The organism is Methylobacterium hispanicum, assembly GCF_022179285.1.
Lineage (GTDB): Bacteria > Pseudomonadota > Alphaproteobacteria > Rhizobiales > Beijerinckiaceae > Methylobacterium > Methylobacterium hispanicum.
Genome location: NZ_BPQO01000006.1, coordinates 212,486 through 234,540, shown reverse-complemented (window position 1 = coordinate 234,540; position 22,055 = coordinate 212,486). Strand labels below are relative to the sequence as shown.

General features: G+C 73.7%; 18 protein-coding genes, 1 tRNA gene and 1 other annotated feature. Of the genes, 14 read left to right on the top strand and 5 right to left on the bottom strand.

Annotated features, from left to right (window positions below):
- Nucleotides 1-2 precede the first annotated feature (2 nt).
- The 4 genes from MFF56_RS09490 to MFF56_RS09475 all read left to right on the top strand — a co-directional run bounded on the left by MFF56_RS09490 (nucleotide 3) and on the right by MFF56_RS09475 (nucleotide 5,880).
- Nucleotides 3-1,820, top strand: coding sequence for an ATP-binding cassette domain-containing protein (locus tag MFF56_RS09490; protein ID WP_238229965.1), 1,818 nt, complete (start codon nucleotides 3-5; stop codon nucleotides 1,818-1,820).
- Between the two features lie 126 nt (nucleotides 1,821-1,946).
- Nucleotides 1,947-3,845, top strand: coding sequence for a hypothetical protein (locus MFF56_RS09485; protein WP_238229964.1), 1,899 nt, complete (start codon nucleotides 1,947-1,949; stop codon nucleotides 3,843-3,845).
- A 60-nt stretch (nucleotides 3,846-3,905) separates the two neighbouring features.
- Nucleotides 3,906-4,184: a hypothetical protein gene (locus tag MFF56_RS09480; protein ID WP_066925232.1), complete on the top strand. Its 279-nt coding sequence runs from the start codon at nucleotides 3,906-3,908 to the stop codon at nucleotides 4,182-4,184.
- A gap of 96 nt (nucleotides 4,185-4,280) precedes the next feature.
- Nucleotides 4,281-4,336, top strand: a sequence feature (sul1 is cis-regulatory element that is thought to sense ions involved in sulfur or methionine metabolism; They are found in Alphaproteobacteria).
- 62 nt (nucleotides 4,337-4,398) lie between these two features.
- A complete protein-coding gene (locus MFF56_RS09475; RefSeq protein WP_066925229.1) occupies nucleotides 4,399-5,880 on the top strand; it encodes a SulP family inorganic anion transporter in 1,482 nt (493 codons plus the stop codon).
- An 81-nt stretch (nucleotides 5,881-5,961) separates the two neighbouring features.
- Here MFF56_RS09475 and MFF56_RS09470 read toward each other — a convergent pair whose 3' ends face one another.
- Entirely contained in the window at nucleotides 5,962-6,414 is a 453-nt protein-coding gene (locus MFF56_RS09470) for an OsmC family protein (protein WP_066925226.1), read from the bottom strand.
- A 201-nt stretch (nucleotides 6,415-6,615) separates the two neighbouring features.
- Between MFF56_RS09470 and MFF56_RS09465 the strand changes: the two genes are divergently transcribed.
- Complete coding sequence (locus MFF56_RS09465) at nucleotides 6,616-6,972, top strand: hypothetical protein (RefSeq protein ID WP_238229963.1); 357 nt, start codon at nucleotides 6,616-6,618, stop codon at nucleotides 6,970-6,972.
- Nucleotides 6,973-7,152: 180 nt separating this feature from the next.
- Nucleotides 7,153-8,550, top strand: coding sequence for a class II 3-deoxy-7-phosphoheptulonate synthase (locus MFF56_RS09460; RefSeq protein ID WP_066925224.1), 1,398 nt, complete (start codon nucleotides 7,153-7,155; stop codon nucleotides 8,548-8,550).
- Between the two features lie 191 nt (nucleotides 8,551-8,741).
- On the opposite strand, the gene MFF56_RS09455 is transcribed toward MFF56_RS09460, so the two are convergent.
- Nucleotides 8,742-11,486 carry an EAL domain-containing protein gene (locus MFF56_RS09455; protein WP_156453896.1) on the bottom strand — a complete coding sequence of 915 codons (2,745 nt, stop codon included), beginning with the start codon at nucleotides 11,484-11,486 and terminating at the stop codon, nucleotides 8,742-8,744.
- Nucleotides 11,487-11,811: 325 nt separating this feature from the next.
- On the opposite strand from MFF56_RS09455, the gene MFF56_RS09450 reads away from it, so the two are divergent.
- The 5 genes from MFF56_RS09450 (at nucleotide 11,812) to MFF56_RS09430 (ending at nucleotide 16,236) form a co-directional block, all read left to right on the top strand.
- Nucleotides 11,812-12,171: a cupredoxin domain-containing protein gene (locus MFF56_RS09450; protein WP_066925218.1), complete on the top strand. Its 360-nt coding sequence runs from the start codon at nucleotides 11,812-11,814 to the stop codon at nucleotides 12,169-12,171.
- A gap of 353 nt (nucleotides 12,172-12,524) precedes the next feature.
- Nucleotides 12,525-12,836, top strand: a complete 312-nt coding sequence (locus tag MFF56_RS09445; protein WP_066925215.1) for an acyl carrier protein — start codon at nucleotides 12,525-12,527, stop codon at nucleotides 12,834-12,836.
- Nucleotides 12,833-14,023: a beta-ketoacyl-[acyl-carrier-protein] synthase family protein gene (locus tag MFF56_RS09440; RefSeq protein WP_066925212.1), complete on the top strand. Its 1,191-nt coding sequence runs from the start codon at nucleotides 12,833-12,835 to the stop codon at nucleotides 14,021-14,023. The genes MFF56_RS09445 and MFF56_RS09440 overlap by 4 nt, the downstream gene beginning before the upstream one ends.
- A 74-nt stretch (nucleotides 14,024-14,097) precedes the next feature.
- Nucleotides 14,098-14,646: a MaoC family dehydratase gene (locus MFF56_RS09435; RefSeq protein WP_066925209.1), complete on the top strand. Its 549-nt coding sequence runs from the start codon at nucleotides 14,098-14,100 to the stop codon at nucleotides 14,644-14,646.
- 156 nt (nucleotides 14,647-14,802) lie between these two features.
- A complete protein-coding gene (locus tag MFF56_RS09430; RefSeq protein WP_066925206.1) occupies nucleotides 14,803-16,236 on the top strand; it encodes an FAD-binding oxidoreductase in 1,434 nt (477 codons plus the stop codon).
- Between the two features lie 48 nt (nucleotides 16,237-16,284).
- On the opposite strand, the gene MFF56_RS09425 is transcribed toward MFF56_RS09430, so the two are convergent.
- Nucleotides 16,285-17,559: an efflux RND transporter periplasmic adaptor subunit gene (locus tag MFF56_RS09425; protein WP_066925203.1), complete on the bottom strand. Its 1,275-nt coding sequence runs from the start codon at nucleotides 17,557-17,559 to the stop codon at nucleotides 16,285-16,287.
- Between the two features lie 180 nt (nucleotides 17,560-17,739).
- A tRNA-Val gene (locus MFF56_RS09420) sits at nucleotides 17,740-17,814 on the bottom strand.
- Nucleotides 17,815-18,029: 215 nt separating this feature from the next.
- On the opposite strand from MFF56_RS09420, the gene MFF56_RS09415 reads away from it, so the two are divergent.
- The 3 genes from MFF56_RS09415 to MFF56_RS09405 all read left to right on the top strand — a co-directional run bounded on the left by MFF56_RS09415 (nucleotide 18,030) and on the right by MFF56_RS09405 (nucleotide 21,518).
- On the top strand, nucleotides 18,030-18,347 hold the full coding sequence (locus tag MFF56_RS09415; protein ID WP_066925200.1) for an Rdx family protein: 318 nt from the start codon (nucleotides 18,030-18,032) through the stop codon (nucleotides 18,345-18,347).
- 143 nt (nucleotides 18,348-18,490) lie between these two features.
- The gene (locus tag MFF56_RS09410; RefSeq protein ID WP_066925267.1) at nucleotides 18,491-20,653 is read left to right on the top strand and encodes a sensor histidine kinase; all 2,163 of its coding nucleotides are present in this window, start codon (nucleotides 18,491-18,493) and stop codon (nucleotides 20,651-20,653) included.
- 10 nt (nucleotides 20,654-20,663) lie between these two features.
- The gene (locus MFF56_RS09405; protein ID WP_066925197.1) at nucleotides 20,664-21,518 is read left to right on the top strand and encodes an alpha/beta fold hydrolase; all 855 of its coding nucleotides are present in this window, start codon (nucleotides 20,664-20,666) and stop codon (nucleotides 21,516-21,518) included.
- Between the two features lie 40 nt (nucleotides 21,519-21,558).
- Here the strand turns inward: MFF56_RS09405 and MFF56_RS09400 are convergent, their stop codons facing one another.
- Nucleotides 21,559-21,957, bottom strand: coding sequence for a DUF3775 domain-containing protein (locus tag MFF56_RS09400; protein ID WP_066925193.1), 399 nt, complete (start codon nucleotides 21,955-21,957; stop codon nucleotides 21,559-21,561).
- Nucleotides 21,958-22,055 lie beyond the last annotated feature (98 nt).

Below are 22,055 nucleotides of genomic sequence, written 5' to 3'. Positions count from 1 at the left end.
GCATGGCCGCCCCACCGCTCCTCACCCTTCAGGACATCGCGCTGACCTTCGGCGGCACGCCGCTGATCGAGCGTGCCGAGCTCGCCATCGCGCCCGGCGAGCGGACCTGCCTCGTCGGCCGCAACGGCTCGGGCAAGTCCACGCTGATGCGCATCGCCGCCGGCCTCGTCGAGGCCGATGCCGGCAAGCGCTTCGTCCAGCCCGGCACCACGATCCGCTACCTCGCGCAGGAGCCGGATTTTTCCGGCTATCCCACCACGCTCGCCTTCGTGGAGGCGGGGCTGGCCCCGGGCGATGCCAGCCACCGCGCCCGCTACCTCCTGGAGAGCCTCGGTCTCACCGGCGAGGAGAACCCGACGAAGCTCTCCGGCGGCGAGGGCCGGCGCGCCGCGCTCGCCCAGGCGCTGGCGCCCGAGCCCGACGTGCTGCTCCTCGACGAGCCGACGAACCATCTCGACCTGCCGGCGATCGAGTGGCTGGAAGGGGAACTCCGCGGGAGCCGCGCGGCGCTGGTGCTGATCAGCCACGACCGGCGCTTCCTCTCGGCCCTGTCGCGGGCGACCGTCTGGCTCGACCGCGGCGTGACGCGGCGGATCGACCAGGGTTTCTCCAGCTTCGAGGCGTGGCGCGACGCCTTCTTCGAGGAGGAGGAGCGCGACCGGCACAAGCTCGACCGCAAGATCGCCGCCGAGGAGGACTGGCTGCGCTACGGCGTCACCGCCAGGCGCAAGCGCAACGTGCGGCGGCTCGGCAACCTGCACGCCCTGCGCCAGGCCCGGCGCGAGGCCAGGCGCCCGGTCGGCAGCGTCAGCATGCAGGCGAGCGAGGCGGACGGCTCCGGCACCCTGGTGATCGAGGCGAAGGACATCGCCAAGGCCTACGGCGCGCGGACGATCGTCGATCGGCTGTCGCTGCGCGTCACCCGCGGCGACCGGCTCGGAATCGTCGGGGCGAACGGCGCCGGCAAGACGACGCTGCTCAACCTGCTGATGGGCCAGCTCGCCCCCGATTCCGGCACGATCCGGCTCGGCACCAACCTGCAGCCGGTGATCCTCGACCAGGCGCGGGCGACGCTCGAGCCGACGCAGACCGTGAGCGACGTGCTCACCGGCGGGCGCGGCGATTCCGTCACGGTCAACGGCCAGAGCCGGCACGTGATCGGCTATCTCAAGGACTTCCTGTTCGCGCCCGAGCAGGCGCGCACGCCGGTCTCGGTGCTCTCGGGCGGCGAGCGCAACCGGCTCCTCATCGCCCGGGCGCTGGCGCAGCCCTCGAACCTGCTGGTGCTCGACGAGCCGACGAACGACCTCGACCTCGAGACCCTCGACCTGCTGCAGGAGATGCTGGACGACTATGCGGGCACGCTGCTGCTCGTGAGCCACGACCGCGACTTCCTCGACCGGGTCGTCGGCAGCGTGCTGGTCTCGGAGGGCGAGGGCCGCTGGATCGAGTACGCGGGCGGCTACTCGGACATGATCGGCCAGCGCGGCGCGGGCGTGCAGGCCCGCACGGCCGCGGGGCGCAAGGAAACGAGATCCGAGAAGGCCGAGCCGCGCGAGCGCGCCGCCGCGCCCGCGGGGCGGCCGAAGCTCGGCTTCAAGGACCAGCACGAACTGAAGACGCTGCCCGAGCGCATGAAGAAGCTGGAGGCGGCGATCGCGCAGCTGCGCGAGATCCTGGCCGATCCCGGCCTCTACGCCCGCGACCCCGGCCGCTTCGACAAGGCGAGCACGATGCTGTCCCAGGCCGAGACCGAACTCGCGGGGGCCGAGGACCGCTGGCTCGAACTGGAGATGCTGCGCGAGGCGGCCGGCGGCTGAGGCGGGGCTCGCGCAGGGCGACGCCCTCCCGCCCCTTCTGCAGGCGGGGGAATGGACGGCGGCCTTCAAGATGCCGGAAAGTCGGGCTGATCTGACGGCCTGCGGATCAGCCCTGCGAGAGCGCCCGTGCCGCTGCCCGATCGACAGACCCGTCTCCGCCGGTTCGGCTGGCTCGCCGGCCTGCCGCTGCTGGCCGTCGCCTGGGGCGGCGCGACCCTGCTCGCCGCGCCCCGGATCGGCGAGCGGATCGAGGCGGAGGCGCGCGAGGTGGTGCGCCTCACGGAGGATCGCGAGGGCGAACCCTGGTTGCGGGTCGCCGCGCGGGGCCGCGATCTCGCGGCCCGGGGCGAGGCGCCGGGCGAGGCCGAGCGCGCCGCCGCCCTGACGCGGCTCGCCGCCCTGCCGAGCCCGCGCCGGATCGTCTCCGACATCGGCCTCGTCGAGACGGCCGCGCCCTTCGTCTGGTCGGCGGAGCGCACCGGGACGGGCGTCGCACTCACCGGAAGCCGCCCGGCCGAGATCGGCCGCCGCGCCTTCGAGGCGGTGCTGGTCGCCGCCCTGCCGGCCGGCGCGGCCCTCGACGACGAGGCCCGCGCCGCCCGCGGCGCCCCGCCGGACTTCCCCGCGGCCGCCGCCTACGCCGCCGCGAAACTGTCGCGCCTCGCCCCCGGCGCCCGGGTCAGCCTCACCGACACCGTGATCTCGGCCTCCGGCGAGGCGGTGGACGTGGAGGCCTACGACGCGCTGCGCGCCGGCCTCGGCGAGCCGCCGCGCGGCTACAGCATCGGGCGCATCGACATCTTGCCGCCGAGCGTGGCCGATTTTCGCTTCGGGGTGGAGCGCGTGTCCGGCGGCGGTCTCGTGCTCACGGGCAACACGGTCTCGGAGAGCGCGCGGGCCGAGATCCGGCGGGCGGCCGCCGAGGCCGCGGGCGGCGCCTTCGTGGACGACCGCACCCGGACCGCGCGCGGCCTGGCCCCCGGGATCGAGCCGCGCGCGCTGGCCGGGGCGATGCTGGCGCTCGCCGACCTCCTGCAGAGCGGGCGCGTCGCCTTCGAGAACGGCCGGGTCACCGTCACGGGCGACGCCCTCGACGCGCAGGCGGTGGGCGAGGCCGAGGCGCTGATGCGCGCGCGCCTGCCCAAGGGAGTCGCGGCCGGCACGATGACGCTCGCGGTGCGGCCGCTCTCGCCCTACCGGGTGAGCCTGCGCCGCGAGGCCGACAGCGTCGTGGTCGCGGGCCACCTGCCGAGCCCGGAGGCGCGCGAGCGGCTGTTGGCGGCCCTGCGCGCGCGCTTCTTCCGCGAGCGCGTCCTCGACCGAACCCGCTTGGCGGACGGCGCGCCGCCGAACCTCGCCGCCGCCCTGGAGGCGGCCGTGCCGGCGCTGGCGAACCTCGCCGAGGGCGAGATCGCGGTGGCGGACGCCCAGCTCGCGCTCACCGGCGAGAGCCTCTATCGCGAGAGCGCCGCGCGCGTGGCCGAGAGTCTGCCCCGGGCGCTCCCCGCGGGCTGGACCAGCCGGGTCGCGGTGCTGCCGCGCGGGGCCGCGCCGCGGCGCGACGCCGAGTCCTGCCGCGCGGGCTTCGACGCCGCCTGGAACGAGCGCCTCCGCTTCGAGCCCGGCAGCACCGCCCTGACGGCGGCGATGTACCCGATCCTCGACGCCGCCGCCGCCCTCGCGAAGGCCTGCCCAACCCTGCGGCTCGCAGTGACCGGCCACGCCGACCCGCCGGGCACCAAGCGGCCGCAGGACGTGAAGCCGCCGGAGCCCGCACCGGAGCCCAAGCCGGCCGAGGCTCCGGAGAAAGGCACGAAGGGAAAGGCGGCCAAGGGCAAGCCGGCGGCGAAGTCCGCCGCGAAGCCGGAGCCGGCACCGGAGCCCTCCGGCGAGGATCTCGCCCGGCTGCGCGCCCAGGCGGTTCTGGACTATCTCCTCCAGGCGGGCGCGGGCGCCGATCAGGTGGCGCTCGGCGACGGGCCGGCGGGCGAGCGCCGCAGCGTGGCCCTGGCGCCGAGCCCCTGACCCATCCTTGCGCCGGACGCGCCCGCATGCCAGCCGCGGGCCGCTGGGAGGTGACGCCGCGTGATCGTTCTGTTGGCCGGCCTCTGGCCGGGACTAGCCGTGGCCCTCCTCCTCGGGCTCGGCATCGGCGCCCTCTCGGGCTGGCCGCGGGACCGCGCGGTCCCGCTCGGCCTCGCCGCCGCCGTGCTCGGCCTCGGGGGCGTCGCCGCCGCGGGGCTCGTCACGGGGGTGGCCGGCCTCTGGCTGGACGGCGGCGCGCTGATGCTCGCGGCCTACGCGGCGGGCTGCGCGCTCGGCAGCCTGGTGCGCCCCGACCGCACCGGCCCGGACGGCGCCTGAGGCGAAGCAGGGACGCGGTGGGGGACGCGACAGCGGACGCGGCGCGCCCGCAACATGTTGCGATGCACCGCAAGTCTGCTAGACCGCCCTCATCCGCCTGGACCCGGTGAAAGCCCGGGTGGCTCTTCCGGCCGCCGATCCGCCGGACCACGCAATCGAGACCGTCCGTACCCCCACGCGCCGCGTGCGGGCCGACGTCTCCTGCGGACATTCCATGACCCGTTCCCCAGCCCAACCGCGCGCCGGCCTCACGCGCCTGCGCGCCGACATCCTCTCCGGCATCGTCGTGGCCCTCGCCCTGATCCCCGAGGCGATCGGCTTCTCCGTCATCGCCGGGGTCGATCCGAAGGTCGGCCTCTACGCCTCCGTCGTCATCGCCTGCGTGATCGCGGTCGCGGGCGGGCGGCCCGCCATGATCTCGGCGGCGACCGCCGCGACGGCGGTCGTGATGGTCGATCTCGTGCGCGACCACGGCGTGCAGTACCTGTTCGCCGCCACCATCCTGATGGGTCTGCTGCAGATCCTCGCCGGCCTGCTCAGGCTCGGGCGGCTGATGCGCTTCGTCTCGCAATCCGTGATGACGGGCTTCGTCAACGCGCTCGCGATCCTGATCTTCCTGGCGCAGCTGCCGGAACTCACCGGCGTCACCCCGGCGACCTACGGGCTGATCGCGCTGGGGCTCGCCATCATCTACGGCGTCCCGCGCATCACCCGGGCGGTGCCGTCTCCGCTGATCGCGATCGCGGCGCTCACCGCGATCACCGCTCTGTTCCACCTCGACGTGCGCACGGTCGCGCATCTCGGCGCGCTGCCCTCGGCGCTGCCGAGCTTCGCGCTGCCGGACGTCCCCCTCACCTTCGAGACCCTGCGCATCATCCTGCCCTACGCGGCGACGCTGGCCGCGGTCGGCCTGCTGGAGAGCCTGCTGACGGCCCAGATCGTGGACGACATGACCGACACGCCGAGCGACAAGAACCGCGAATGCGCCGGCCAGGGCGTGGCCAACATGGCCTCGGCGCTCTTCGGCGGCATGGGCGGCTGCGCGATGATCGGCCAGTCGGTGATCAACGTCTCGTCGGGGGCGCGCGGCCGGCTCTCGACCTTCGTGGCGGGCAGCGCCCTGCTCGTCCTCCTGGTCGCGCTGCAGGACCTGCTGGCGATCGTGCCCGTGGCGGCGCTGACCGCCGTGATGATCATGGTCTCGCTGAACACCTTCCAGTGGCGCTCGCTCCTGTCGTTGCGCACCAACCCCCTGCCCTCCTCGGCCGTGATGCTGGCGACCGTGGCGGTCGTCGTCGCCACGAAGGACCTCGCCATCGGCGTCCTCGTGGGCGTGCTGCTCTCGGGCGTGTTCTTCGCCGGCAAGGTCTCGCGGCTCAGCCGCGTCACGTCCGATCTGTCGGCGGACGGCCGGGTGCGGACCTACCGCGTCACGGGCCAGATCTTCTTCGCCTCGGCCGGCGGCTTCGGCGATGCCATCGACGTGCTGGAGCCGCTCGAGGGCATCGTCATCGACGTGCACGCGGCCCATTTCTGGGACATCTCCGCCGTCGGCGCCCTCGACCGCGTGGTGACGAAGGCGCGCCGCCAGGGCCGGCAGGTCACGGTGATCGGCCTGAACGCGGCCAGCGCCACGCTGGTGGAGCGCTTCGGCACGCACGACAAGGAGGGCGTGCCGTCCCAGCCCGCACATTGAGCGGGGCCCCCTCTCGCCGCGCGGGGAGAGGGGATCCGAGAGAGGATCCAGGACGGCGGACGCGATCGACCGGCTCCGACCTCAGGCCACCACCACCTCGGTCGTGACCGAGTTCGCGATGAAGCACTCCGCGTGCGCCTCGTGGTGGAGGCGGGCCAGCGCCTCCGCATCGGGCTCGCCGCCCGCCCAAGCGATCTCCGGGCGCAGCGTCACCCGCGTCACCGCCCGGCGGCCCGGGGCGATCTCCGCCAACACGCCCTCGGCGCGGTCGCGGTAGGCGCCGACGACGAAGCCCGCCAGCCGGGCGCGGTGCAGGAAAGTCAGCATGTGGCAGCTCGACAGGGCCGCCACCAGCATCTCCTCCGGGTCGACCGCCGCGGGCACGGCCCATCTGCCGACGACGTGGGGCGAGGCGGAACCGGCGAGCGTCGCGCCGCCGTCGAAGCTCAGGCTGTGTCCGCGGCTGTAGCGTCCGTTCGGGAAATCCTCACCGGGCCGAAGGGCCCAGGCGATCTCGGCGATGTGCGTCGACATGATCCCATCCCTGAATTCATCCCGCCCCCGGGCGCCCTGCTCGCGCGGGACGTGTCGCCGGACACGCCGGGAGAGCCATCCGGCGCCTGCGGGACCGCCGACGCGGCCACCGCGGGAACCGGACCGCGCGCACGCCGCGTTCTGATCCTCGAGCAGGAGCCTTCAGGCTCCCCCCACCGAACACCGACAGGGTGCAACCCGATGCCCCATCCTGACAACCGACCCCACCGCGGGCTGCGTCCACGTGCCGGCGGGCCCGCGACCGCCCTGTTCGTCGCCATCCTGGGCGTCTGCGCGGCCGCGCCGTTGGGCGCCCGCTTCGTCGCGCCGGCCTCGGCCCAGTCGGCCGCGAGCCGGATCGATCAGCCCACCGCCGGCACCCTGCCGCCGGGCACCACGACCGTGAATGAGGCGCATCCGGAGGCGCCCCACAAGCCGAACGACGGCGTGTCGGCCCCGCGGGCCCTCAAGCCCTCGACCGCCGTGACCCCGGACGAGGGCGGCGGGCGCGTCAACCCGAAGGACCACCTGCCGGGCTCGATGCGAAGAGGCGGTTGATCGCGGCGGTTGATCGCGGCGGCCGATCCAAGCGGCGGCTTCCGACCGGTGTCGCCCGCGCGCGACGCCGGGCGGAGGCGCGCATCGAACACTCGCAAAGCCCTCGGAACCTCCCTATAAGCGCCGCTTCGCGCGAGGATTCGCGCCAAACGACGCCGCGAGGTGGCGGGAGTTACGATCATGGGCGAGCGTTCGACGTCAAAGACTTGGTCTCCGAAGAGCTGGCGCGGTCTGCCGATCCAGCAGGTCCCGGCTTATCCGGATGCCGCCGTGCTGAAGGCGGTCGAGGACCAGATCGCGAGCTTTCCGCCCCTGGTCTTCGCCGGTGAGGCCCGCAAGCTGAAGGCGTCGCTCGCGCGCGTCGCCGCGGGCGAGGCCTTCCTGCTCCAGGGCGGCGACTGCGCCGAGAGCTTCGACGAGCACTCCGCCGACAACATCCGCGACTTCTTCCGCGTCTTCCTGCAGATGGCGCTGGTGCTGACCTTCGCGGGCGGCTCGCCCGTGGTGAAGGTCGGGCGCATCGCGGGCCAGTTCGCCAAGCCGCGCTCCTCGCCGACCGAGACGCTCGACGGCGTCTCGCTGCCGAGCTACCGCGGCGACATCGTCAACGGCATCGGCTTCACGGACGAGGCCCGCGTGCCGGATCCCCGCCGCCAGATCGAGGCCTACCGGCAGTCGGCCGCGACCCTGAACCTGCTGCGCGCCTTCGCGACGGGCGGCTACGCCAACCTCGACAACGCGCACCGCTGGATGCTGGGCTTCGTGAAGGACTCGCCCCAGTCCTCGCGCTACCAGGACGTGGCCGGCCGGATGTCGGACGCGCTGCACTTCATGCAGGCGATCGGGATCAACCCCGAGACCCACCAGGAGGTGCGCACGACCGATTTCTACACCAGCCACGAGGCGCTGCTGCTCGGCTACGAGGAGGCGCTGACCCGCGTCGATTCGACCTCCGGCGATTGGTACGCCACCTCGGGCCACATGCTGTGGATCGGCGACCGCACGCGCCAGCCCGACCACGCGCACGTGGAATACGCCCGCGGCATCCGGAACCCGATCGGCCTGAAGTGCGGCCCGTCCATGACCGCCGAGGGGCTGATCGGCCTGATCGACCAGCTTAACCCGGAGAACGAGGCGGGGCGCCTCTCGCTGATCTGCCGCTTCGGCGCGGACAAGGTGGGCGAGCACCTGCCGAGGCTCGTCCGGGCGGTGGAGCGCGAGGGCCGCACGGTGACCTGGGTCTGCGACCCGATGCACGGCAACACGGTCGCGGCCGGCCGCTACAAGACGCGGCCGTTCGAGCGGGTGATGCAGGAGATCGAGGGCTTCTTCGGCGTGCACCGCGCGGAAGGCACGGTCGCGGGCGGCATCCACCTGGAGATGACCGGCAAGGACGTCACCGAGTGCACGGGCGGCGCCCGCGCGCTCACCGCCGACGACCTGCAGGACCGCTACCACACCTACTGCGACCCGCGCCTCAACGCGGAGCAGGCGCTGGAGGTGGCCTTCCTGACGGCCGAGCTGATCAAGCGGGAGCGCGCCGAGATCGAGCGCCCCCGCCTCGACGCGGCCGAGTGATGCGACCGGCCGGCGGCGGGTCCCGCCCGCCGCCGGCCCGGCTCAGCGCAGCCAGCCGGTGAAGAAGTAGATCAGGAGGATGATCGGCAGCGGTATGCCGATCAGCCAGAGCAGGCCACCTTTGAGCATCGCGGAACTCCTACAACTGCAAGCTGCATTCAACGGGGCGGCTCAGCGGAGGGTTCCCAGTCTCAGGCTATGGCGCGCTGGATGGCGCCGTTCCAGCGCCGGATGACGGCCGGCACGTCCTCGACCGGCACCGGGCGGCTGAACAGGTAGCCCTGGACCTCGTCGCAGCCCTCGGCGCGCAGCGTAGCGAGCTGCGCCTCCGTCTCGACGCCCTCGGCGGTGGTCGTCATGCCAAGGCTGTCGCCGAGCCCGATCACCGCGCGCACGATGAAGTCGGTCCCGTTCGGGCCGCCGAGGTCGCGCACGAAGGACTGGTCGATCTTGATCTTGTCGAAGGGGAAGGAGCGCAGGTAGCTCAGCGACGAGTACCCGGTGCCGAAATCGTCCATCGAGACCCGTACCCCTAAGCCCTTCAGGCTGTGCAGGATCGCGGTCGTCGCGCCGGGATTGGCCACCAGCACGGATTCGGTGATCTCCAGCTCCAGGCGGCGGCCCGGCAGGCCGGAATTGCGCAGCGCGTCGCGGACCGCCGTCACGAGGCTCGCCGAGGTGAACTGCACCGCCGAGACGTTGACCGCGACCTTGATCCCGTCCGGCCAGCGGCTCGCCTCGTCGCAGGCCCGGCGCAGCACCCACTCGCCGAGCGGCACGATCAGGCCGATCTCCTCCGCCACCGGGATGAACTCGGCCGGCGACACCCGGCCGCGGGTCGGGTGGTTCCAGCGCAGGAGCGCCTCGAAGCCGCAGATCCGGTCGGAGGCGAGGTCGTAGATCGGCTGGTAGTGCAGCTCGAAGGCCTCGGCGGCCAGCGCCGCGCGCAAATCCTGCTCGACGAGGCGGCGCGCCTGGATGCGCGCGTCCATCTCCGGCTCGAAGAACCGGAAGGCGCCCCGCGCCTCGAGCTTAGCCCGGTCGAGGGCCATGTCGGCGCTCTTGAGGAGCCGGTCGCAGCTCGAGCCGTCGCCGGGCGCCAGCGCGATGCCGAGCGTGAGCCCGAGCGTGACGCCGTGGCTCGTGAGGCGGTAGGGGGCGCTCACCACGTCGAGGATGCGGCGGGCGAGGATGGCGGCCTCCTCCGGACCCTCGACCCCGCGCTGCAGGATGGCGAACTCGTCGGCGCCGACGCGGGCGACGCCGTCGATCTCGCGCACGCAGGCCGAGAGGCGGTTGGCCACGGCCTGCAGCACCTCGTCGCCGACCGCGCGGCCGAGCGTGTCGTTGATCGGGCGGAAGCCGTCGATGTCGAGGGAGAACACCGCGAAGCCGCCGCCGTCGCGGCCGGCCTGCGCCATCGCGGCATCGACCTGCTCGCCGAACTTCACCCGGTTGGGCAGGCCGGTCAGCGCGTCGTGGTGGGCGAGGAAGGCGATGCGCGCCTCGGCGCGGCGCTGCTCGGTGACGTCCTCGTAGGTGGCGACGAACCCGCCCTCTCGCGTCTCGCGCGCCGCGATGGCGACGACGCGGCCGTTGCCGAGTTCCTGGAACAGGGTGCTGGCGAAGGCCTTGCGGCCCTGGCGCATCAGCTCGGCGACGCCGCGGCCCGGATGATTGCCGGCCTCGATGCTGCGGGTCACGACCTCTTCGGCGCTCATGCCGGGGACCACCGCCTCGGCGGGCAGGCCGTAGATCTCGCAGTAGCGCCGGTTCACCACCATCAGGCGGCGGCCGGCATCGTAGAGGCACAGGCCCTGGGACATGTTGTCGAGCGCCGCATCGAGGCGGTTGTTGGTCTCGGTGAGGCGGTCCTCCTGCTCGCGGACGAGGCTCACGTCGGTGCAGACCGCCACGAAGCCGCCGTTCTGCACGGCGCTGCGGCTGACCCGCAGGCGGCGCCCGTCGGGCAGGCGCGTCTCCCCGTCCCGGGCGAGCGCCCGGGCGTAGTCGGTCGTCGGGGCGGCGCCTGTCCCCGGCATCGCCGCGGTGCCGGCCTGCACGGCGCCGCCGAGGCCCTCGAAGAACTCCAGCGCCCGGGCGTTGGCGAGCACGATGCGCCCCTGCCCGTCCACGACGACGATGCCCTCGCGCGAGCTCTGGAGCGCGTCGGCGAGCAGCGTCTCGGCCGAGCGGCGCTGGCTGACCTCGCGCTCCATCATCGCCTGGATGTTGTCGCGCATCTGCGCCATGGCGGTGAGCAGGCGGCCGAGCTCGCCCCGGCCGCCGGCCGGAACCGCGACGTCGAGCCGGCCCGCCGCGATGCGCTGCGCCACGGCGGAGGCCGCGCCGAGCGGCCCGACGATGCGCCGGTGCAGCAGCCACGCGACGAAGCCCGCGAGCAACAGCGCGGCGCCGGTGGCGGCGGCGTTAAAGCGGATCTGCTCGTCGACGAGGGTCCGGGCGGCCTGCCGGAACGTGAAGCCGTCGCCGGCCGTGTAGTTCACCAAGAGGTCGATCTGCGCGTCGACGGCGGCCGCCTGCCGGTCGAGGGCGGCCCAGGCCTCGCTGCGGCCCGCGCGGGGCCCGGGCGCGACGGCGCGGCGCATCTCGTCCCAGGTCGCTACCGCCGTCTGCACCCCCTCGCCGGCCCGCACCGCCCGCTCCGACTGCGCGCGCTCGACCGCGATGGCGAGATCCTCCGCCAGCGCCGTGGCCAGGTCCGTGATCTCGCCGTCGAGGCTCGCGACGACGGCGGGCTCCGCGGCCACGCTGCGCCGGGCGAAGGCGGCGCGCATCTTGGCGAAGTCCGCCGCGGTGGCCCGCGCGTAGTTGATGGACATCAGCGACTCGTCGTAGGTCCGGTAGACGAGATCGCCGACGCGCTGAATGCCGCCGATGGCGTAGAGGCCGAGCGCTCCGGTCAGGAGGCTCATGGTCAGGAACGCGAACAGGATCCGGCCGCGGATCGTCGCCGCCGCGTTCCCGATCCGCCGCCATGCCCGCCCGCCGGATGGCGGATGCGGCGGCAATCCCTGCCGTTCCGTGTTCCGTTCCAAGGCAACCCTGCCAAGTTGTGGCCCGCTCGCCGAGCAGGTTCTCGCAGGATGCGTGCAAGATCTTAAGAGGCGATTAGCCTCGGCCGAACCGAGCAGGCGCACGGCATCTCGTTCATCCCGCACGGCGTCGCAGCACGACAACATTTCATCAATCGCACCTCCGCTATGCTGACACTCCCGACAGGTTTTGCCAGACGCCCCCATGCGCCCGCTCCCGCGACGCCTCGCCCTCCCCGCCCTGGCGCTCGCCGCGGGCATGACGACCGGCGCCCTGGTGACGGCCGCGCTCGCGCTCGCGGGGCCGGAGGGTTACGTCGTGTCCCAGAAGGGGCGCGCCTTCCAGCCCGGCAGCCTCGTGGTCGGGCGCGGCGACACGGTCACCATCGTCAACGACGACAGCGACCTGCTGCACCACGTCTACATCGAGTCGGAGGCCTTCACCTTCGACTCCGGTGATCAGGCACCGGGCAGCCGCACGCCGATCGTGTTCCGGAAATCCGGGACCTTCCTGGTGCTGTGCGGCATCCACCCGAAGATGAAGCTCCTGGTCCGGGTGAACTGACGACACCTCGCCTCCGCGACCCCGTCCCTGCGATGTAGCCCGGGGCCGGCTCGGCGCTGCCTCGGGCCGGGGCGCCGTCCGCTCGCGCGGCGCGCGCGGTCCCGCGCCTGCGGGATCGATCCGCGACCGCAGCGACCGCAGCGCCGCCCGTCCTGCGCCCTGGCCCCACACGATTCGTCCCGGCAGGGATCGCCGCCACCCGGCGCCGCGGGAGAAGCGCGAATCGAAACAACCGCTAGTTGAGCATTGAGATTTACTATGAACACCATTCAACATTCGACATCCAATAAACGACTTGCGGAATGACGACCGAATATTGAAACTGATCTCGTTCTTGCGAGAGGAGTTCTCACATGGCCGCTACCGCCGCGATCCTACCCGCCGCCCAGATCGGATCCGATGCCGGCGACGAGGTGGTCACCAGCGTCTTCGAGATCGCCAAGAAGTATCTGAAGACGGCCGACGCCGACTGGAACACCGAGACCCGGCTGGAGGAGGCGCAGATCGACTCCCTCGACTTCGTCGAGCTGGTCTTCGAGATCGAGGACAAGTTCGGCATCGAGCTGAACTTCAACGCGAACGAGCAGCCCGTCGGCGAGATGACGTTCGGCAACGTCGTCGCGCTGATCCGGAGCGCCCTCGCGCGCAAGGCCCGCACCGCGTGAGTGCCGTCGTCGTCTCCGGCCTGGGCGTCGCGGCCCCCTGCGGTCTCACCGTCGCGGATTTCTGGTCGAGCCTCGTCGCGGGCCGCCCGGTCTTCACCCCGGCGCGCGCGCTGCCGGAGTCGGGCGTCATCGCCGCCGAGATCCCGGTCGCCGCGGATTTCTCCGACCTGCCGATCCCGATGCCCGGCGCCTGCGACCGCAACGCCCTCCTGGCGGTCGCGGCCGCGCGCGCGGCCATGGCGGATGCCGGCCTGGCGCCGGGCTCCGTGGCCCCCGAGCGCGTCGCGGTGGTGATCGGCAACGGCGGCGGCGGCCTCACCAGCCTCGACACCCAGTACGAGCGCCTGTTCGTGGAGAACAAGCGGCCGCACCCGTTCTCGGTGGTGCGGGCGATGGGCAGCTCCGCGGCGAGCTGGGTCTCGATCGCGTTCGGGGCGCAGGGGCCGTGCTTCGTGGTGGCGAGCGCCTGCGCCTCGGGCACGCAGGCGATCGGCGTGGCGGCCCAGCTCGTGCGCGCCGGAATCGTCGATGTGGCGATCACGGGCGGCACCGAGGCGCCGCTCTCCCGCGGCACGCTGATGGCCTGGAACGCCATGAAGATCATGAGCCGCACGGGCTGCCGCCCGTTCTCGCGCGACCGCGACGGACTGGTCGTCGCGGAGGGCGCCGGCATCGTGATCCTGGAGCGCGAGGCGCATGCCCGCGCGCGCGGGTGCAGGCCGCAGGTCGCGGTGGCGAGCCTCGGCGCGGGCGCGGATGCGGGCGACATCGTCGCCCCCTCGGCGGACGGCATGGCCCGCGCGATGCGCGCGGCCCTGGCCGAGGCCGACCTCGCACCGGCCGACATCGCCTACGTCAACGCGCACGGGACGGGGACGCGGGCGAACGACCTGACGGAGGTCCAGGCCCTGCGCTCGGTCTTCGGCAGCGCCCCGCCCCCGGTCTCCTCGACGAAGGCGGTGACGGGCCACGCGCTGGGCGGGGCCGGCGGGCTGGAGGCCGTCGCGACCGTGCTGGCGATGACGCACGCCCTGGCGCCGCCGACCGCCGGCCTGACCGATCCCGATCCCGACCTCGACATCGACGCGATCCCGGTGGAGGCGCGCCCCATGCCGATCCCGGCGGCGATCTCGAACTCGTTCGCGTTCGGCGGCCTCAACGCGAGCCTCGTGCTGCGTCAGATCTGATGGGGCACCTGCCGGACGGAACGGTGGCCTGCCGGGGCGCTGGCGGTCGCCATAGCGGCCAAAGGACATCCGGAATGACGCGCGCGCAAACCCTCCCCCGGCCCGAGCCGGACAGCGCCGGGCAGGCCCCGCCGACCGGCACCGAGGCCTTCCTCGCCGACCTCCGCGGCCGGGTCGGCACCGAGGTCGGCGCCTCGGCCTGGACCCTGGTCGATCAGGCCCGGATCGACCGGTTCGCCGAGGCCACGGGGGACCGGCAGTTCGTGCACGTCGATCCGGCGCGGGCCGCGGCCGAGACGCCCTTCGGCGGGACGGTGGCGCACGGCTACCTCACCCTGTCGATGCTCGGCGGGGCGGTGGGCGAGGCCCTGCCGGCCCACCCGTGCGTGCGGGCGGTGCTCAACATGGCCGCCGACAAGGTTCGCTTCCTGAGCCCCGTCCGGGCGGGCACGCGCGTGCGCGCGGTCTTCACGCTCAACGGGGTCGGCGCGCTGCCGGGCGGCAAGGCGGCGCTGCGCCTCGGCGCGACGGTGGAGGCCGAGGGCGGCGCGCGCGCGCTCACCGCGGAGCTGACCCTGATGCTCCTGCTCGAGGAGCCCGCCGGGCCGACGCCGCACCCGTGAGCGCGGCGTCGCGCGGGAGCGCGCCGAAGCCGTTGCGGCCCGGATCCGACCCGATACAGTGACGCGCCGTGCCCGCCGGGCGTCGGCGCGGGGGCGTCCGCCTCCGGCCCTGCCCGCGGGCCCTGCCCGTGACCTGCCGCGAGCCACCCCATCCGGATGCCAGACCTGTCCTCCGCCGGCCTCGAACCCTTCCGCGCGCTGCTCGGCGAGGGCGGCCTCGTCACCGATGCCGACAGCCTGACCCGCTACACCCATGACCAGCGCGCCCTGATGCGGGGGCAGACCCCGGGCGTCCTGCGCCCGCGCTCGACCGGGGAGGTCCAGGAGATCGTCCGCCTCGCCGGCCGCCTCGGCTTCGGCCTCGTGCCCCAGGGCGGCAACACCGGCTATGTCGGCGGCGCCACGCCGGAGCCCGGCCGCGGGCAGCTTGTCGTGAGCCTGGAGCGGATGAACCGGGTCCGCGACGTCGATGCCACCGGCTTCACCCTCGCCTGCGATGCCGGCACCATTCTGGCCGACGCGCAGGCCGCCGCCGAGGCCCGGGGCTGCCTGCTGCCGCTGAGCCTGGGCGCCGAGGGCAGCTGCCGCCTCGGCGGCAATGTCGGCACCAATGCCGGGGGCTTGCAGGTGCTGCGCTACGGCATGACGCGCGACCTCGTGCTGGGCCTGGAGGTCGTGCTGCCGGACGGGTCGCTCCTCTCCGACATGCGGACCTTGCGCAAGAACAACATCGGCTACGACCTGAAGCAGCTCTTCATCGGGGCCGAGGGCACGCTCGGCATCGTCACCGGCGTGGTGCTCAAGCTCTGGCCCGCCCAGACCCGGCGCGCCACGGCCTGGATGCAGCTCGCGGCCGACGCGCCCATTCCCGAGATCGCGGCCCTGGTGCGCCGGGAGACCGCGGACCTCGCCTCGACCTTCGAGCTCATCTCAGCCTCGTCGCTGGCGCTCGTCGCCGAGATGCGCGGCGCCGAACTCGGGCTCGCGGCCGGTCCCGGCGGCGCGGTGCTGCTCGAACTCTCGGCCTCCTCGGAACGCATCCCCCTCGACGACATCCTCCTGGGGACCCTGGAGGCGCTGATGGAGGCCGGCCATGTCGAGGACGCGGTGCTCGCCCAGTCGGAGCGGCAGCGGCGCGAGATGTGGACGATCCGCGAGACGATCCCCGAGGCGGAGAAGCACGCGGGCGGGTCGGTGAAGCTCGACATCGCGGTCCCGACCTCCGCCGTATCCCGCTTCCTGGACCGGGCACGGGCGCTCGTGGAGGCCGAGGCGCCGGGGACGCGCCTGTCGTTCTACGGCCATGTCGGCGACGGCAACATCCACTTCAATCTCATGGTGCCGGCGGGAAGCGACCGGCTCGCCTACACCGCGGCGGTCGATGCGGGGATCGCCCACGCGGTCTACGCGGTGGCGATCGACCTCGGCGGCAGTTTCAGCGCGGAGTACGGCATCGGCCGCTTCAAGCGCGGCCTGCTCGCGCGCTACGGCGACCCGGCCCGCCTCGCCCTGATCGAGGCGGTGAAGCGGGCCGTCGATCCGCAGGGCCTGATGAACGCGGGCGCGATGACCGGGTCGTCCGGCGCCTGACCCGCCGCATCACCGCAGCGGGGGCGCCCCGCCCCGGATCCCGGTCCCCTACCCGTTCGCCGCCTGCATCGGCCGGTCGCGCTCCGGCTCGTCGCCGCGCTCGTAGGCCTGGCCGTCCCGCAGGTCGGCCGGCGGGCTCAGGACCACGCGCTCGCGGCCCTCGAGCCCCTGATCGACCTCGATGGTCTGGCCGAAATCGCGCTTGACCCGGACGCTGCGCCACGCGACCCGTCCGTCCTCTCCGGCGAGCGCCACCTGCGTGCCGCGCTGGTTGAACACCAGCGCCTCGGCCGGGATCGTCACGCCGGGCTCGGTCCGCGGGATCTGCAGGGTGACGTAGACGTAGAGGCCGGCCCTGAGCGCCCCGTCCGGGTTCGGTACGTCGACCTGCGTGGTCAGCGTCCGGGAGGCGGTCAGCAGCGCCACCGAGGAGCGCTCGACCACTCCCCGGAAGGTGCGGTCCGGGATCTGGGGCACCCGGATCGCGGCCTCGACGCCGGGCCTGACCCCGACCGCCGCGTTCTGGGGCACGTTCACGCTGATGCGCAGCACGTCGTCCCGGTCCATGCTGAGGAGCGGCGTGCCGCCCCCGTCCGCGCGCACGAGGTCGCCGACCTCGACGCTGCGCGTGGTCACCACCCCGTCGAAGGGTGCGACCACGTCCTTGAAGCCGGTGAGCGCCTTGAGGCGGTCGACGGTCGCCTCCTGGGCCTTGAGGTTCGCCTCCGCGACCTTCACGCCCGCCTCGGCGGCGGCGAGGGTGGCGGTCTGGCTCAGCACGCTCGCCTGGGTGTTGTCCGCCGTCTGGCGCGAGGCCCAGCCCTGCGTGGCCAGCGTCGAGGTGCGGCTGTTGGTGGCGTTGGCGAGGTTCACGTTGGCGCGGGCCTGATCGACCTGCGCGCGGGCCTGGAGGAGTTGCGCCCGCATCTGCCCGACCTGCGCCTCGGCCTGCGCGAGCTGCTGGTCGAGGTCGGGCGCGGCGATGCGCAGGAGCACGTCGCCCGCCTTGACCCGGGAGCCCAGATCGACCCGCCGCTCGGCGACGTAGCCGGTGGCGCGCGCCGCGATCGCCGCGCGGGCATAGGCCTGGGTCTCGCCCGGCAGGGTCAGGTCCATCGGCTTCTCGGTGCGCTGCGCGCCGGCGGTGCGCAGGCGCGGCACGAAGCTCTTCGCCTTGCGCTGGGTCTCGGCCGCGGCCTCGGCCTGGCGCCAGTGCCCGTAGCCGCCCCAGCCGACGAGCCCGAGGACGAGCGCGGCCGCCAGCAGGAACGGGCCCTTGCGGGGCGGACGTGGGATATCGCGCGCGTCGCCGTGAGCCTTCATGATCCTCGGGCTCTCAGCGGCCGATCGGGTGCACGGTATACCGGGACGGCCGAGCCGAACAGCGTGCCGCGCGGCCGCAGGCCTGCGGGAGGACGGGTCCGACGGGGTGAGGCGCGTTCATGGCGCGGCCTCTAGCGGACGGCGGTTTCCGCTTTGTGTCGATCGGGTCGGGGGAGGATATGGTGGACGGTGCAGGGATCGAACCTGCGACCTTTCCCGTGTGAAGGGAACGCACTACCGCTGTGCTAACCGTCCGTACCGGGCCCGGGGCGTGTGCCCGGGGCCTGCCGGGGCCGCCGTGCGGCCCGGATGGCGGCCTTCTAGGGCGCGGCGGGCGGTGCCGTCAAGGCGTCTCGTGCGCTTCCCGGACGCTTCCCGGACGCGTCCCGCGCGTTTCCCGGGCGCGCGACGGCGGCGGGCGAAATGTCCGAACGGTTGACAATCCGTCCGTCGCGAGGCGCAGTCCCTGGATGGAGCCTCAGGATCCGACGACGGCCCCGCCCGAGCCCCGACCGCCGGGACCGCGCGTCGCCATCACCTACTGCACCCGCTGCAACTGGCTGCTGCGGGCGGCCTGGATGGCGCAGGAGCTGCTCTCGACCTTCCGGGACGACCTCGGCGAGGTGGCGCTGGTCCCGGCGACCGGAGGCGCCTTCAGCATCGCGGTCGGCGGGGAGATCGTGTGGGAGCGCGTGCGCGACGGGGGCTTCCCGGACGTCAAGGCGCTGAAGCAGCGCGTGCGCGACCGCCTCGACCCGGGCCGCGATCTCGGTCATATCGACCGCTGACCAACCGGCGGGCCGGCAATGAGATTCAAGGGCGGAACCCGATCGATGCCGGCGCCGGAGAGCGGGCGTGACCCGCGGGGGCGTGCGTGAGCCCGGAGACCGACCCGCACCCGCAGACGCCCGCGGACCCGTCCGCGCAGACGATTCCGGCGCGCAGGGCCTGGCTCGGGCGGCTCGGCCGCAACGGCTTCTCGACCCAGTTCTACCTGGTGGCGCTGGTGGTGGCGCTGATCGGTCCCGGCCTCCTGTTCACCGCGATCCTGCTGATGCGCTACGCCGCCGCCGAGCGCGCCCGCTTCGAGCAGGACGCCCGCGAGAACGTGCGCGGCATCGCCCTCTCGGTCGATCGCGACACCGCCGGGCTGGTCTCCGTTCTGCAGACGCTCGCCACCTCCCCGCGGCTCAAGGCCGGCGACTTCGAGGCCTTCGACGCGCAGGCGCGCCTCGTGCGCGACGCGATCGAGCTCGACATCGTCCTGCGCCGGCCGGACGGGCAGCAGCTCGTCAACACGGGGGTCAAGCGCGGCGCGCCGCTGCCGGTGACCCCGATGCCCTTCGACGCCGAGGTCGCCAGCGGCAGCCAGCGCGCGATGGTCTCGGGCTATCTCGCCGGGCCAAGCCCCGACCAGGCGGGCTACGCCGTGGCGGTGCCGGTGCAGGTCGAGGGCGAGGTCGCCTACATCCTCGGCTTCCGGGCGCCGCTCGCCCGCCTCCAGGGGATCCTCGCCCGCGAGGTGGTCGAGGGCTGGACCACCGGCATCTCCGACCGCGACCAGCGCGTGCTCGCCCGCCTGCCCGATCCGGCCGCCGTGGTGGGGCGCCAGCGCCTCGCCACGCTCCGCCAGGTCCAGAGCGAGACACCCGGCGTCTGGGAGGGCAAGGACCGCCAGCACCGGCCGGTCATGGTGGTGGAGGCGCGCTCGCGGCTCACCGGCTGGACCGTCGGGGCCAGCATCCCCAAGACCCTGGTGGATGCGCGCACCCGCCGCTGGACCTGGGCCTTCGGCGGCTTCGGGCTCCTCGTGCTCGCCACCTCCTCGCTGCTCGCGGTGAACCTGTGGTCGCGGGTCTCGCGGCCGCTGCGCCAGCTCGCGGCCTCCGGCCCGGCCCTGTCGCGGGGACAGGCCATCCCCCGCATCGCCTCGCCGGTGCACGAGATCCGGCGGCTCGGCGATGTGCTGTCGGACGCCTCTCTCCGCCTGCGCACCCGCGAGGCGGAGCGCGACCGCGCCCTCGACGAGACCCGGCGCGGCCTCTCGGCCCTGCGCGAGAGCGAGGCGCGCTTCCGCCACATGGCCGATTCCGCCCCGGCCCTGATCTGGATGACGGACGAGACCGCCGAGGTCAGCTTCGTCAACATGCATTTCGACCACCTCTTCGGCATCCCGGCGGCGGACCTCGCGAATTCGGGCTGGCACCGCATCGTCCACCCGGACGACCTCGAGGCCTTCTCGGGCGCCTTCTCGGACGCCTTCGCGGCGCGCCAGACCTTCCGGACCGAGATGCGGGTGATCGACCGGCACGGGGCGACGCGCTGGCTGCGCTGCGAGGGCGTGCCGCGCCTCGACGATGCCGGCCGCTTCCTCGGCTATACCGGCTGCAACGTGGACATCACCGACGCCAAGCTCGCCGAGGAGCACCTGCTGCTCCTGATCCACGAGCTGAACCACCGGGTGAAGAACACGCTCGCCACGGTGCAGTCGATCGCCAGCCAGTCGCTGCGCGGCCTCGACGGCCCGGCGGCGGACGCGGCGCGCGCGGCCTTCGAGGCGCGCCTGCTGGCGCTCGCCCGCGTCCACGACGTGCTCACCCGCGAGAGCTGGGAGGGTGCGGAACTCGGCACCGTGGTGGCCGACGCGATCCGCCCGCTCGACGCGAGCGAGCCCGGCCGCTCGCGCTTCGACGTGGAAGGCCCCCCCTTGCGCCTGCCGCCGCGGGTCGCGCTCTCGATCGCTATGGCGTTGCACGAACTCGGCACCAACGCGGTGAAGTACGGCGCGCTCTCGAACGAGAGCGGCCGCGTCGCCATCGCGTGGTCGGTCGCGCGCGGGCCCGAGACCCGCCTGACGCTGCGCTGGTCGGAGAGCGGCGGCCCGCCCGTCGCCAAGCCGACCCGCACCGGGTTCGGCTCGCGCCTGATCGAGCGGGGCCTCGCGCGCGAACTCGCCGGCGAGGTCCAGCTCGCCTACGAGCCGGGGGGCGTCGTCTGCACGATCGCGGCGCCGGTGCCGCCGCCGAGCCTGCTGGAGCGCAAGGCCGGCGCGACCACGCCGCCCCGCATCGCGCCGCTTCCGATGCCGGGCTGAGGAGGCCGCGATGGTGGAGCCCGGTTTCCGGACAGTCGATGTGGCCGGCGCGCGCCTCCACCTCGCCGAGGCCGGCCCCCCGGACGGGCCGCCGGTGATCCTGCTGCACGGCTTTCCGGAGTTCTGGTACGGCTGGCGCCACCAGATCGGACCGCTGTCGGAGGCCGGCTTCCGCCTCGCGGTGCCGGACCAGCGCGGCTACAACCTGAGTTCCCGGCCCGGGGGCATCGCGGCCTACCATCTCGACCGGCTCGCCGGCGACGTCGTGGCGCTCGGCCAGGCGCTGGGCCATGCCCGCTTCCGCCTCGTCGGGCACGATTGGGGCGGCCTCGTCGCGTGGTGGGTGGCGAGCCTCCATCCCGACCGGGTCGAGCGGCTGGCGATCCTCAACGCGCCCCATCCGGGCATCGTCGCGTCCTATGCCCGGCGCCATCCCGGGCAGTGGCTGCGCAGCCTCTACGTCGCCCTGTTCCAGATCCCGCGCCTGCCCGAGCGGCGGCTCCTCGCCGACCGCGGCGCGGTGCTGCGGCGAGCGCTGGCCGACACCGCCCGGCCGGGCGCCTTCACGCCGGCAGACCTCGACCGCTACGCCGAGGCCTGGGCCCGGCCCGGCGCCATGACGGCGATGCTCGACTGGTACAGGGCGCTCCGCCTGCCCCGGCGCCCCGCCCCGCGGGTGCGCGCCCCGACCCTGATCCTGTGGGGCCGGCGCGACCACGCCCTGCAGGCGGGCCTTGCCGAGGCGAGCCTCGCGCTTTGCGAGCAGGGCCGCATCCGCTGGTTCCCGGAGGCGACCCACTGGCTCCAGCACGAGGAGCCGGAGGCGGTGAACGCGGCGCTGATCGCCTTCCTGCGAGAGGGCTGAGCGGGAGCGGTTCCGGGTTCATCCATCCCGGATGCGGGCCTCAATCCTGCGGCAGGTCCGGCGTGATGCCGAGCCGGTCGAGGCCCTCGGACAGCAGGTCGCTGGCGTTGGGCACGCCGAGCAGCTCGCGCGCGGCGCCCTCTCCCGCGGCCTCCCGCTCGCGGGCGAAGCGCACCGCGTCGGCCCACTCCTCGGGCTCCATGTCCCCGCGGCCGACGTAGAGCAGCGCCAGGAGGTCGGCCCGCTCGTCGTCGTTGAGGCTGGCGATCACGTCGCGGATCTCGCGCTCCGTCTGGTCGTCGGTGCCGCCGACGAGCACGTCCGTCGCGCCGTCGTCGATCGGGTTCGAGCCCGAATCCGGGTCGGTCGGCCCCTCCTTCACCTCGACGGCCCTGAGCCGAACGATCATCTCGCTGACCTTGTCGACGGCGATATCCATTGAGCACTCCGATCCGGGGGCTCGCGCGGCCCCACTGACCAGCGACAACTTGCGAGGGGCCGCCCGGTTCGCCGCCCCCGTCCCGGGCCTCTCGCCCG